Here is a 12,500-nt window from a genome sequence, read left to right as displayed (position 1 = left end):
AGCAATTAATTTTAATAAAGAATACTAATGGCTAGTGGCTAAATGCTAATAGCCAATACAATAAAAAAATGTCAGGTAAACTTATCATATTTTCAGCTCCATCAGGAGCAGGTAAAACTACCATTGTAAAACACTTGCTTACCAGATTCCCTGATTTGCAGTTTTCTATATCGGCGACAACTAGGGAGCCTCGCGGTGAAGAGGTAAATAATAAAGATTATTATTTTATAAGTAAGGAAGAGTTTCTTCATCGGGTTGCTAATCATGAGTTTGTTGAGTTTGAAGAAGTATACAATGGGACTATTTATGGTACTTTACGGGCTGAGATTGAACGGATTTGGGCGGAGGGTAAGCATGTTATTTTTGATGTAGATGTAATTGGAGGTTTGCGTTTAAAACGTAAATATCCAGAACAGGCTATCGCCATATTTGTTCAACCGCCGTCAATAGAGGTTCTTCGAGAGCGCTTGGCTGGTCGCGGTACTGATAGCGTTGAAAAACTTGCAGAACGTTATGCAAAAGCTGAAAAGGAATTAGCTTACGCCCCTCAATTTGATGTAATCCTGGAAAATTACGAACTCGAAACAGCTTGTGAAGAATCAGAAGTGTTCGTTAAATATTTCCTGAAGGATAAAATGAAATTTGGAAAAAGGGAAGTGAAATAGCGAGTTAGTTCATGGTTCATAGATCATAGCCAATAGTTGCCATGATCTATGAACCATGATCTATGAACCATCAATCATGAAAATCGGATTATTCTTTGGGTCATTTAATCCTATTCATTTAGGACATTTGGTGATTGCCAGTTATATGGCTAATTATACTGAACTGGATAAAGTGTGGTTGGTGGTGTCTCCGCATAATCCTTTTAAAGCGATAGGCGATCTGATTCATGTCCACGATAGGCTGGAAATGGCTAAGATTGCAACCGAAGATACGGATGAGATCGAAGTGAGCGATGTTGAATTAAAGCTTCCACGGCCCTCGTATACCATTGATACGCTTACTTATTTATCAGAGAAATATCCACAGCATGAGTTTTGGCTAATTATGGGAGCCGATAACCTGAAATCGCTGAAAAAATGGAAGAATTACGAGTCTATTCTCAAATACTATAAAATAGTTGTTTATCCTCGTCCGGGAGCAGATGTGAGCGAGTGGGCTAATCATCCGGCAGTAATAATTACGGATACACCTCAAATGGATATTTCAGCAACATTTATTCGCAAGGCCGTTGCTGAGAATAAAAGCATCCGTTTTTTAGTTACTGATGGAGTGCGTGAGTTTATTGAAAAGAAAGGTTTATACAGAAAAATAATAAAGGCTTAAATCATTAAAAAGCTTTGTTAAGTGCTATTTCTCCTTCAGAAGTAAGCTCAAGTCCGTCGATCCAGTTTTTTTGTTGGAGGTTATTAATATAATTTACAACTTGTAAATCACCCAGTCCATAAATACTCTCCGTTTCCCAAAAGCGATGCAATAAGTCAATTTCAGAATCTACGCCGTTTTTTATCGCTTCCAATAATCGTTTCTCTATTCTGTTAGCAGAAGATTCGTCGTCATTGCTTCGTTGCAGATGAGCCCTGAATACTTCAGCAAAGAAATGAAAATTTGGAGGAGGGTTAGAAGTAAGTTCGTGGAGAAGGTTTTTTTTGTTTTGCGCGTAGGCCTCCCAAACTTGCGTTCCAAATCCCAGATCAGTAGAAGTAAGCAGCAAACGGTTTGAAAAATAGGTTCTTAACTGCTGATTATTCGTGTTTCCAAATCCACTGAAATATTCATTAACCGATTGTTGTTCCGGCTGAACCCAGTAAATAGTAGTATGGTTTAAAGTATGTTTGGCCAGGCGTTGAAGAATAAAAAACAGATTGGCCTGACAAAAGAGGTCAAATTCAAACCAAAGATTTATTTCGGAGTATCTGGCAGGATTTTCAATTTTATATAGCTTCTCAATAACCTGGTGGTGATACTCCTCATTAGTAACCTGATAAGTCTCGCAAATGTAATTACTACGTTGCTCCCAAAATTCTTCATCCGTTTTAGCGCTCACCGGTCCCTCTACGAGACACTCTCGCCAAATCATTACATCACCTAAAAAGCTACAGCGCTTGAAATTTGGAAGTAGCGCATCGCCATTTAACACATGAAGAATCATTATTAACTTATGTTATTAAAAGTGCTATCCGAAATATTATTTAGAAACTTTTAGTTTTTGACCAACTTCAATTGAATACGACTCAAGGCTGTTCCAGGTTACAATATTTTCAACTTTTACATTAAATTTTTTAGCGATACCGTATAAAGTATCTCCTGCTTTAACTCTGTAAAAGCCTTCCGGTACCACTTCTTCAACAATTGAAGGAACTGAGGCTGTTTTTTTTACATAACCTTCTTCATTTACCGGTTTTTGCTCAAAGTATAAGCTACCTCTATTGGTTGAGGCAACTACCATATCCTTTTGTCCTGCTTTGTCGAATTTATTCAGCTCATATCGCTCAATTAATTCGATTAGTTTAGGGCCATATTGAGGATTAGTTGCATAGCCGGCTGCTTTTAATCCATTTGCCCATCCTTTGTAGTCGGCAGGGTCAAGTTTAAATAAAGAAGCATAACGAGGGCGTTGAAGAAACTGAGAGTGATCGTGAAACGATCCTTCAGCATGAGGGTATTTTCTGAAGCACTCGTTCGGTTTATCATCATCTTTATGATAGGTTTCTCCATTCCAGTCACTGGTGCATTTAACTCCGAAATGGTTATTGGCTTTAATAGCTAAATCACTATTACCACTTGCAGACTCAAAAATACCTTGAGCTAAAGTGATACTTGCAGGTATACCCGTACGTCGCATCTCTTCAACTGCGATTTGTTTATATTTATTGATGTATTGTTGGGTACTGTTTGATTTAGGGTAAGAAGTTACTGAACCTCCTCCAGCGCTACTGCTAGTAACACTTGCCTTTGATTGAGAGTTTACTGAAGTTTTGCTTGCTGAACATGATGCAAGTGAGAGCGTGATAATACACAGCGTAAAAATTTTCCAATTGTTCATTAGTTAATGCGAATACGTTGTCCGGGTTTAATTTTTGCAGATTGCAACGAATTTAATGATTTAAGCTTATTTACGGTAGTTTTATATTTTTTCGCGATTGTATAAAGAGACTCTCCGCTTTTTATCTTATGGTAAGTATGCGCAGATTTAGCACGAACTGTAGGTTTTGAGGCCGTCGTTACCGCCACACTGTCAACCGACGCAATTAATTCGGTTGGGACAACTAACTCATTATTGTCTTCTTTATCTGTACAAACCAGCTTATCCCACTCGTGTAAATTATTTTGTTCAATGCAACGAATTAGATCAGTTGCATATCGCTTACTTGTGGCATATCCGGCTTTTTGTAAACCCCTGGCCCATCCTTTATAGTCACAAAGGTCGAGCTTAAATAAAGAAGCGTAAGTCTTTTTTTGAGAAAGGAAATCGGAACGATCGTCAAACGCTTCTTCAGCGGTTTCATACTTTCTAAAATTTCCATGGCGTTTACCCTTCCAGCTACGACCGGCTTTTACTCCGAAATGATTGTTAGCTTTTCTGGCAAGTGATGTTGTTCCTCCTCCAGACTCAATTATGCCCTGAGCAAGTGTTATGCTTGCCGGAATACCGGTACGTTTCATCTCTGAAACGGCAAGTTCTCCATATTTTTTTGCATACGTTGTTGCCAAACGATTTTGTCCGTATGCATATATATTAATTATTGAAAGCAACAAAAAGAGCTTTAATTTCTTCATTAGCTAAATTTTAGTTAATAAAAATTCTTATAAGTTTTAATTATTGCTATAAATAACTATTATTTTATTTGAAAATACAAGTAGTTAGAACACAAACAACCTATTGAACGGTTTTTTTAGGTAATTGTTATCTCTTGCGAACTAATAAAACGCCGTCTCTGATAGGTAGCATTACATTTTCTACACGTTCATCGTTTTGCACTTTTTCATTAAATGCAAGAATAACTTTGGTGTCCTTATCAGGATTCTCGTCAATAACCTTGCCGCTCCACAATACATTATCAATTAAAATGAATCCACCTGGTTTTACTTTATCAAATACAAGGTCATAATAGGTACCATTGTTTTTCTTATCGGCATCTATAAAAACAAGGTCAAATAGTTCATTCAGTTCAGGTACTACTTGTGTGCCGTCACCAATAATATATTCGATTTTGTGATCCACTTTAGCTTTTTCAAAAAAAGAACGTACAAATGGTTCCAATTCAGCATTAATGTCTATAGTAGTGAGCTTTCCCTCTTCAGCTAATCCTTCTGATAGGCAAATAGCTGAATAACCGGTATAAGTTCCAAGTTCCAGAATGCGGTGAGGTTTTATCATTTTGCTGATCATACTCAATACACGTCCCTGGAAATGCCCCGACAGCATACGGGGTAATAATACTTTCAGGTGGGTTTCTCTGTTGAGAATTTTTAGAACTTCAGGTTCTATATCTGTATGAGCATCTATATATGCGTCTATTTTTTTATTGATAATTTCCATTGTTGATTGCGAATTAAGGGTTGCGAGTTGCGAATTCGTTTAACACGTAATAAATAACTCGTAACTCGTAATTATTCTGTTGGCATAAATGTTAACATACTTAACTGTGCCGGGTCAAAATTTTGGTTGGCTATTTCGAGTAATTCTACAGAGGTTACTGCATCTATCTTATTAAAGATTTCTTCCAGGCTATCAACGCGACCATAATCTAATAAGCTTTTAGACATGGCAATAATTACTGAGATACGGGATTCTTCAGCTAATGCAATTTGTCCTTTAAAACGTCTTTTAGCTTGCTGAAGTAGCAGGGTACTTAATGGTTGTTCCCTAAGTTTTTTTAATTCTTTGTGAATAAGCTTGATACAACGATTTGTTTTCTCTGCATCTGTTCCAAAATAGATCGAAAACATTCCTGTGTCAGTCATTGGAACAAAGTTGGATTCAATTGTATAACACGCTCCGAAACGTTCTCTGATTTCAAGATTAAGCTTAGAACTCATGCCAGGACCGCCCAATAAATTATTCAGTAACAGCATGCCCATTTTGTGCGAGTCTGTAAGATTATACGATCTGGAACCAATTATACAATGAGATTGATTACAGTTCTTTTCTAATTGAATTATTTGAGGAGAATAGCCATTTGCTTCAACCCGATTTTTTTTATGATTATTTTCAGGGATCGAGCCCAAGTACTTTTCTGTGAGTTTCTGAAGTTTCTTCTCCGAAATGTTTCCGTAAACACCTAATACGATTTCATGGGTGTTATAATTATCATTCACAAAGTTGAAAATGTCACTTTGTTTAAATGCCTTAATGGTTTCAGGAGTACCGAGGATGTTTTGCCCTAACACATGTCCTTTAAAGACTATTTCATCAAATTCATCCTGTATGTGTTCCTCAGGTGTGTCTTTATAAGAGTCTAATTCATCAAGTACAATACCTTTTTCTTTTTCCAATTCATTTTCCGGAAATGTTGAATAGAACATAATATCCGTTAGTAAATCTAACGAACGTTCTAAATGTTCGTTTAAGAAGGAGGCGTGTATACAGGTTTGTTCCTTTGTGGTATAAGCATTCAGATCTGCACCAACTACTTCCAGTCTGTTTAAAATTTGGTAAGTATTGCGTTTCTTTGTGCCTTTAAATAATAGATGTTCAATAAAGTGCGCAAGGCCTGCTTTTTCGGCTGTTTCATCGCGCGAACCGGTATTAACCACCAAACACATGTGCATAATGCCTGACTCCTGAGCTGGCTTATGCAGAACTCTGATACCGTTTTTGAGTGTTATTAAACTATATTCCATTTGAACCGGCAAAGATACATATTTAGGTTGGAGGATTAATTTTTGATCGGGTTTTGCCATTTGCTTAATGGTTGATAAAGAATGTGTAACAGAATAACGACAATAGATACACGAATTATTTTTAACTTATACTATCATAAAAGAATACATATAAACGATATGATAATTACGCTACACGATAAAAGCTTTGAACCTTATATTAAGGAGGTTGCTATTCAAAATAGAATTAACGCAATTGCAGAACAGATAAGTGATGATTATAAGGGAAAAACACCTGTATTTATTTCAATGCTTAACGGTGCATTTTGGTTTACAGCCGACCTGCTCAAGAATTATGACGGAAACTGTGAAGTAAGTTTTGTGAAATTCAAATCTTACCACGGGACAGAAAGTACAGGAACAGTAACCCAAAGCGTTGGTATTGATGTTGATTTATCAGGACGGGATATAATTATCCTTGAAGATATTGTAGATACCGGAAAAACATTAAGTGTGTTTTTAGATGAGTTATTTAAACATACTCCTGCATCTGTTAAAATCGCTTCGTTATTGTTAAAACCTAATGCATTAAAATATCCGATTAAAGTAGATTATACCGGTTTTGAAATTCCTAATGATTTTATTGTAGGCTACGGATTAGACTATGATGGATTGGGAAGAAACTATAAAGATATTTATGTGGTAAAATAAAACAGTTCCGGCAGCCAGTTTTCCGCCGGAACTCCCCATAATTAAATCAGTCCAACCAGGCTAGGTAAATGAATTTCATAAATGTCTGGATAAACAATAAATGGAAGACAGTATAGTGTCTTCCATTTATTAAGTTTATATTTTTTGCAACAAGGTAGTAATCACTTCTTTCTTTACTACTCCGTCATCTGTATGTTCCTCCGTAGCAATAAAGGTGGCCTTATCTCCATTAAAAGTTACTGAGCTTTTTATTTTCAATCCCGAATCATCATATTCGAATTCATTTAAATCTTTATTATAGTCAATTGGATGGGTAAAGGTTCCGTTAGGAATAACAAATGTTACTTCCTTTTCCTTGAATTCAATTGTATAAGCTCCGGACGGAAGATGTTGATTTTCTTCCTTTACTAAAGCGTTATTCTCGTACTTCTTTTCATTTATGGATAATACCGTCCATTTACCTTTAAGTTTATCATATGTTGTGGAAGTGGGATTATTATCATCATCACTTTTTTTACAAGATATTGAAGTTGACAAACTAAAAAGAAGCAATAACACCAATCCGGCTTGTAAAGTTTTGGGTAGGAGAGAAAGAGCGTTCATAGTCAATGGTTTAAATATGTTACTTAAAAATACATTATAAATAACTGATATTCAATAGTTATTGACTGTGTCTCACAAAAAAAGACGATCATGTACATGATCGTCTTTCCTTTATTTATAAGAAATTAGTTTTCTATTTCTTTGACATTGTAGCCGCTAATTTAACAGCATCGTAAAGATTAACTACTCCACCTGTTATAGATAAGTCACTGAACTTAACTTGTTTTTTATCTTCAGCACCAGGTGCAACAACCTGCAGTGTTGGGAATTTCTCAGTTGAATTAACAATGATAGTTTTTACCTGCTCGGCAGTTAACTTAGGAAAGTAAGAACGAATTACAGCTGCAATACCTGCAACAACAGGCGCGGCCATACTTGTTCCGCTATTCGATTTGTATTTTGAGAAAGGAACTGTTGAGTAAATATCTACACCAGGTGCAAATACGTCAACTGTTTTTTTGCCATAATTTGAAAAGTTTGCAACTGACTCTTCTCCACTTTTCCAAGAAAGTGCCCCGACCTCAATCCAGTTGGCTGCGCTTCCGCCGCTGATAAAGTTTTTATTAGGGTAATTACCAACTGTGTCATTGTTAGAAGCGTCATTTCCTGCAGCATGAATTAATAAAACATCTTTTGATGCTGCATATTTAACAGCTTCATCAACTGCTTTTTTATCATAATCATAGGATTTACCAAAACTCATATTGATTACTTTGGCTCCATTGTCAACAGCATAACGGATCGCATTGGCAACATCCTTATCACGTTCGTCACCGTTTGGAACTGCACGAACAGCCATGATTTTAACATGATCTGCCACGCCGTTCATTCCAATTCCATTGTTCCGGGCTGCTGCAATAATACCTGCAACATGTGAACCATGACCTGCATCAGGGCCGGTAACATCATTGTTTCCGTAATAACGCTCACTTGAATTGGTAGGATCATCTCCGACAATTGTACGCTCATTAATGGTTGTATTTAAGCCGAAATCAAGGCGTCCCTTTAAATCATCTACGGCTTCACCTAATTTTTCAATCTGGTCATCCAAATCAGGGCTACCATTGGCTTCCAACATGTTTTTTAGATTGCCGGCAAGCTTATTAATGTTTTCATCTCCTGTATTTACCTTCGATAAAGTAGCAACATCTAGCTTTTCAACTTTTAATTGCATTTTTAGCATGGAGTTGATCTTGTTTAACTGCTGCAAAAATCCTTCGTAGTTAGCATAACGCTCTTTAGTTTCGTTAAATTCTTTCTCGTAGTCTGATTTAAGCTTCAGGTATTTTTCATACTCCGGCTGCAATGAAGCATCGAGTGGTTTTCCGTCTTTAAATTTTGTAGCTAATGGTGCATATAAACGGGTTAACTCCATCGTTTCATGGTTGATATTGCGACCGTCTTTACCGCCTATGAAATTCCATCCGTAAACGTCGTCAATGTACCCGTTTTTATCATCGTCAATTCCATTACCCGGAATTTCTTTGCTGTTTTTCCACAAAACTGATTTAAGGTCTTCGTGAGTAGTATCTACCCCACCGTCAATTACGGCAACAACAATTGATTGATATTTTTTGCCTTTTAATAGCTCTTTGTAAGTCTTTTCAGTGCTGACACCTTGTACTTTATCCAATTTAGGATCAAGATTGAACCAGTTATCAGGTGCTTGTGTTGGAGCTTGTGCAAATGCGGCAGAACTCGCTAACAATGCAAATAATGAAATAGAGAGTGTTTTAGTCATGAAATGCGATCTATAATTCAAAATATGTTTGATTAAGGTTAATTACTTTCGGGCTGAGTATAAAGTTTATTAACCTCAAATTAAACAATTTGGAATAAAATAATTTGTAAAAGATTTAGGATACTTCCACGCCAACTAATTCGGCCAGTATCGAGATTGCTTGTTCAATGTTTTGAACACTATCGAATGTAATAGAAAGTGCATTCTTTCCTTCTTTTAATCGGCTTTCCCTTTGGTGTGTTTGCACATAATTAAGCACTTTGGTAAATTGATCCGATTCGTAATAAAGAGATTGCTGATTGGCGATAAAGAACCCACGTAGCGTTTTATTCTTTAGCATTAACTTTTCAAATCCAATATCTTTTGCAAGCCATTGTAAACGCATCGTGTTTAGTAATTCCTTCACCTGGCGCGGGTAAGGACCGAAACGATCGATTAACTGATCTGAAAAGGCCTGAAGTTCAGTCTCATTTTCAACACGACTTAGTTCATTGTATAAATTATAGCGCTCTTGTGTACTGCTTACGTATTCGGTTGGAATAAGTAGTTCAAGATCGGTATCAATTGTGGTAAAGCTTACAAAAGGACGAGGTTTTTCATCTTTAAATAATTCACTAAACTCATCCTCTTTTAACTCCTGAACAGCTTCATCCAAAATTTTATGATACATTTCGTATCCAATTTCTGCAATAAAACCACTTTGTTCAGAGCCTAACAGGTTTCCTGCTCCGCGAATATCTAAATCGCGCATAGCCACATTAAAGCCGCTTCCTAAATCGGAGAACTCTTCGATGGCACTTAATCGTTTGCGGGCTTCAGGGGTTAAAACAGATAATGGCGGACTCAACAAATAACAAAAAGCTTTTTTGTTTGAACGACCTACCCGTCCGCGCATCTGATGTAAATCACTTAAACCGAAATTATGAGCCTGATTAATTAAAATGGTATTGGCATTGGAAATATCTAATCCGGCTTCGATAATAGTAGTGGCCACTAAAACATCGTATTTGCCTTCAATAAAATCAGCCATTACATCCTCCAGATCTTCTCCTTCCATTTGTCCGTGACCAACACAAACTTTTACATTTTTACACAGTTTGCGAATTAACCCGGCAACATCATGAATATCACTTACCCTATTGTGAACAAAGAACACTTGTCCGCCCCTGTCAACCTCAAATTCAACAGCATCCTTAATGATCTTTTCATTAAAAACATGAAGTTCAGTTATTACAGGCTGTCTGTTTGCTGGAGGAGTACTTATGATTGAAAGATCTCTGGCTCCCATCAATGAAAAATGGAGGGTGCGGGGAATAGGAGTAGCCGTTAACGTTAGCGTATCCACGTTTACCCGCATCGATTTTAGTTTTTCTTTTACTGTAACACCAAATTTTTGTTCCTCATCGATAATCAGAAGGCCAAGGTCTTTGAATTTCACATCTTTACTTACCAAGCGATGTGTTCCGATGATAATATCAACTTTACCTTCTTCAAGTTTTTTAAGTGTTTCCTTAATCTGTTTACTTGATTTAAAACGGTTGATATAATCAATGTTACAAGGGAAATCCTTTAAACGTTCTTTAAAAGTTCGGTAATGTTGTGATGCAAGAATAGTAGTTGGTACTAAAACGGCTACTTGTTTACTGTCTGTAACTGCTTTAAATGCTGCACGAATTGCCACTTCAGTTTTACCGAAACCGACATCTCCACAAACCAATCGATCCATAGGATGAGGGGCCTCCATGTCTTTTTTAACATCAGCAGTTGATTTTTCCTGGTCTGGAGTATCTTCGTAAATAAACGAAGCTTCTAGTTCGTTTTGAAGATAAGTGTCTGGCATAAAAGCATATCCTTCTTTTGCTTTCCGTTGGGCATAAAGCTTAATAAGATCACGGGCTATGTCTTTAACTTTTTTTTTAGTGTTTTTTTTTAGTTTGTCCCAGGCATCCGTTCCTAGTTTATTCAACTTAGGTTGAGTGCCATCTTTACCGGTATATTTAGAAATTCGGTTTAATGAATTGATGTTAACATACAATAAATCATTGTCGGCATATACCAATCGGATAGATTCCTGTATTTGGCCATTAACTTCCATCTTTTGCAAACCGGCATATTTACCAATTCCATGATCAATGTGCGTAACAAAGTCTCCCGGTTTTAGTTCACGAAGTTCTTTAAGTGTAATCGACTGGGATTGGGTATAGGTTTTACGGGATTTATATTTATAATAACGATCAAATATCTGGTGATCTGTATAAAAAGCGACTTTTAATTCCTTGTCTACAAAACCTTCATGAATGGAAAGGTTTATAGGCGTAAAAGGAACTTCATTTAATCCGGAACTTTTTGTTTTAGCACCTTCTTCTTTTGGAAGATCAGCAAAGATTGCATATAACCGTTCAACCTGTTTGGCGCTATCTGCAAAAATGAAGTTATGGATATCTTCGTTAATATTTTCGTTAAGATTATGCTGAAGTAGGTTGAAATCTTTGTTGAAGGAAGGCTGAGGTTTTAAGTCGAAATTGAATACCGAAGTTGGCTCATAAGTGAACTGCTTGCCAAATTCAATGACTGTAAACCTGTCGATGTTTCTTTTTACAGCTGAACTTTCATCGAATAAATACTTAGGGTCCATCCATTCGGTATGAATGCCTTTTTCTTCATCAGGAAGTGCTTTATAAAGGTCTTTCGCTTTTTTGACACCTTTTTCAATTATATCATAAGTAAACGTTACATCTTTGAACCAAAGCACCGAATTCTCATCAATATAATCTAAGAACGAAGTATTGTTATCTGTTAACAGCTTAGACTGAACATTAGGGACAATGGTAATCCGGTCCATTTTAGCAACCGAAAGCTGGTCTTCCGGATCGAAAGTTCGAATGGATTCCACATCATCACCAAAAAACTCGACACGGTAAGGCAGATCATGAGAGAAGGAGAAAATATCAACAATTCCTCCACGCACAGAGTATTGTCCAGCCTCGTAAACGAAATCAACACGTTCGAAAGCATATTCGTGTAAAAACTCATTGATGAAATCAATACTGAGTTTATCATTTACTTTGATGTCAAGCGTATTTTTCTCTAAAGTCTCTCTGCTAATAACTTTCTCCGCCAACGCCTCCGGATAAGTAGCAATTAGTTTTGATAAACGACTTTTTGACTTTATTTCATTTAAAACTTCTGCTCTTAGCAAAACATTGCCTGAATCTGGTTGAATAAATTCAAAAGGTTTTCGATACGATGCAGGAAACAATAGCGCTGATTTACCGCTAATGTTTTCAATATCATTCAAAAAGTAAACCGCTTCTTCATAAGTTGGCAGAACAAAAATGAAAGTTTGCTCTGTAGAGGCATGAAGAGCGTTTGACAATACTGCATCTGACGAACCAATTAATCCTTTTAAATGAATTCGTTGTTGCTGTAATTGAATCAACGATCCTAATTGCTGTAAGCGAGGATCGTTCTGATAGAGAGAAAGAATTTCCTGAATAGTTTGCATTGCTTATCAGCAAAGATAATCGGAATTTAATAATTAGAGAATCGGTAGGATTTAAGATGATAGGTGACAATTTACACGCAAAGCTGCAATGAGGCCAAAGAATAAGTTTCT

At 36.6% G+C, this 12,500-nt stretch carries 11 protein-coding genes; 3 read left to right on the top strand and 8 right to left on the bottom strand.

The window, feature by feature from the left end; translation table 11 throughout:
- Positions 1-68 precede the first annotated feature (68 nt).
- Positions 69-665, top strand: coding sequence for a guanylate kinase (gene gmk, locus SOLCA_RS16650; RefSeq protein ID WP_014681628.1), 597 nt, complete (start codon positions 69-71; stop codon positions 663-665).
- Positions 666-741: 76 nt separating this feature from the next.
- The gene (nadD, locus tag SOLCA_RS16645) at positions 742-1,329 is read left to right on the top strand and encodes a nicotinate (nicotinamide) nucleotide adenylyltransferase (protein WP_042481548.1); all 588 of its coding nucleotides are present in this window, start codon (positions 742-744) and stop codon (positions 1,327-1,329) included.
- Positions 1,330-1,333: 4 nt separating this feature from the next.
- Here the strand turns inward: nadD and SOLCA_RS16640 are convergent, their stop codons facing one another.
- The 5 genes from SOLCA_RS16640 to SOLCA_RS16620 form a co-directional block, all read right to left on the bottom strand.
- A complete protein-coding gene (locus SOLCA_RS16640; RefSeq protein ID WP_014681626.1) occupies positions 1,334-2,155 on the bottom strand; it encodes a hypothetical protein in 822 nt (273 codons plus the stop codon).
- A gap of 36 nt (positions 2,156-2,191) precedes the next feature.
- Entirely contained in the window at positions 2,192-3,049 is an 858-nt protein-coding gene (locus SOLCA_RS16635) for a glucosaminidase domain-containing protein (RefSeq protein WP_014681625.1), read from the bottom strand.
- Positions 3,049-3,783 (bottom strand): glucosaminidase domain-containing protein, encoded by a 735-nt coding sequence (locus tag SOLCA_RS22495; RefSeq protein WP_014681624.1) that lies wholly within the window; start codon positions 3,781-3,783, stop codon positions 3,049-3,051. The genes SOLCA_RS16635 and SOLCA_RS22495 overlap by 1 nt, the downstream gene beginning before the upstream one ends.
- Positions 3,784-3,910: 127 nt before the next feature.
- Positions 3,911-4,546, bottom strand: coding sequence for an O-methyltransferase (locus SOLCA_RS16625; RefSeq protein ID WP_014681623.1), 636 nt, complete (start codon positions 4,544-4,546; stop codon positions 3,911-3,913).
- A gap of 71 nt (positions 4,547-4,617) precedes the next feature.
- Complete coding sequence (locus SOLCA_RS16620; RefSeq protein ID WP_014681622.1) at positions 4,618-5,910, bottom strand: M16 family metallopeptidase; 1,293 nt, start codon at positions 5,908-5,910, stop codon at positions 4,618-4,620.
- A 99-nt stretch (positions 5,911-6,009) separates the two neighbouring features.
- Here SOLCA_RS16620 and hpt point away from each other — a divergent pair, with 99 nt between their 5' ends.
- Positions 6,010-6,540: a hypoxanthine phosphoribosyltransferase gene (gene hpt, locus SOLCA_RS16615; RefSeq protein WP_014681621.1), complete on the top strand. Its 531-nt coding sequence runs from the start codon at positions 6,010-6,012 to the stop codon at positions 6,538-6,540.
- 135 nt (positions 6,541-6,675) lie between these two features.
- Here the strand turns inward: hpt and SOLCA_RS16610 are convergent, their stop codons facing one another.
- From SOLCA_RS16610 to mfd, 3 genes are all read right to left on the bottom strand, one after another.
- Positions 6,676-7,143: a hypothetical protein gene (locus SOLCA_RS16610; RefSeq protein ID WP_014681620.1), complete on the bottom strand. Its 468-nt coding sequence runs from the start codon at positions 7,141-7,143 to the stop codon at positions 6,676-6,678.
- A 133-nt stretch (positions 7,144-7,276) separates the two neighbouring features.
- Positions 7,277-8,884: a S8 family peptidase gene (locus SOLCA_RS16605; RefSeq protein WP_014681619.1), complete on the bottom strand. Its 1,608-nt coding sequence runs from the start codon at positions 8,882-8,884 to the stop codon at positions 7,277-7,279.
- A 115-nt stretch (positions 8,885-8,999) separates the two neighbouring features.
- The gene (mfd, locus tag SOLCA_RS16600) at positions 9,000-12,389 is read right to left on the bottom strand and encodes a transcription-repair coupling factor (protein ID WP_014681618.1); all 3,390 of its coding nucleotides are present in this window, start codon (positions 12,387-12,389) and stop codon (positions 9,000-9,002) included.
- Positions 12,390-12,500 lie beyond the last annotated feature (111 nt).

This window comes from Solitalea canadensis DSM 3403, from assembly GCF_000242635.2.
Taxonomy (GTDB): domain Bacteria; phylum Bacteroidota; class Bacteroidia; order Sphingobacteriales; family Sphingobacteriaceae; genus Solitalea; species Solitalea canadensis.
The sequence above is the reverse complement of the archived record's forward strand: the minus strand, read 5'-3'. Positions and strand labels throughout refer to the sequence as shown.

What these genes read in the sequence shown, in the direction of transcription:
- SOLCA_RS16610 (WP_014681620.1), bottom strand. Translation starts at nt 7,143, where the DNA reads ATGAACGCTCTTTCTCTCCTACCCAAAACTTTACAAGCCGGATTGGTG.
- SOLCA_RS16635 (WP_014681625.1), bottom strand. Translation starts at nt 3,049, where the DNA reads ATGAACAATTGGAAAATTTTTACGCTGTGTATTATCACGCTCTCACTT.
- SOLCA_RS16640 (WP_014681626.1), bottom strand. Translation starts at nt 2,155, where the DNA reads ATGATTCTTCATGTGTTAAATGGCGATGCGCTACTTCCAAATTTCAAG.
- SOLCA_RS22495 (WP_014681624.1), bottom strand. Translation starts at nt 3,783, where the DNA reads ATGAAGAAATTAAAGCTCTTTTTGTTGCTTTCAATAATTAATATATAT.
- SOLCA_RS16625 (WP_014681623.1), bottom strand. Translation starts at nt 4,546, where the DNA reads ATGGAAATTATCAATAAAAAAATAGACGCATATATAGATGCTCATACA.
- SOLCA_RS16620 (WP_014681622.1), bottom strand. Translation starts at nt 5,910, where the DNA reads ATGGCAAAACCCGATCAAAAATTAATCCTCCAACCTAAATATGTATCT.
- hpt (WP_014681621.1), top strand. Translation starts at nt 6,010, where the DNA reads ATGATAATTACGCTACACGATAAAAGCTTTGAACCTTATATTAAGGAG.
- nadD (WP_042481548.1), top strand. Translation starts at nt 742, where the DNA reads ATGAAAATCGGATTATTCTTTGGGTCATTTAATCCTATTCATTTAGGA.
- gmk (WP_014681628.1), top strand. Translation starts at nt 69, where the DNA reads ATGTCAGGTAAACTTATCATATTTTCAGCTCCATCAGGAGCAGGTAAA.
- SOLCA_RS16605 (WP_014681619.1), bottom strand. Translation starts at nt 8,884, where the DNA reads ATGACTAAAACACTCTCTATTTCATTATTTGCATTGTTAGCGAGTTCT.
- mfd (WP_014681618.1), bottom strand. Translation starts at nt 12,389, where the DNA reads ATGCAAACTATTCAGGAAATTCTTTCTCTCTATCAGAACGATCCTCGC.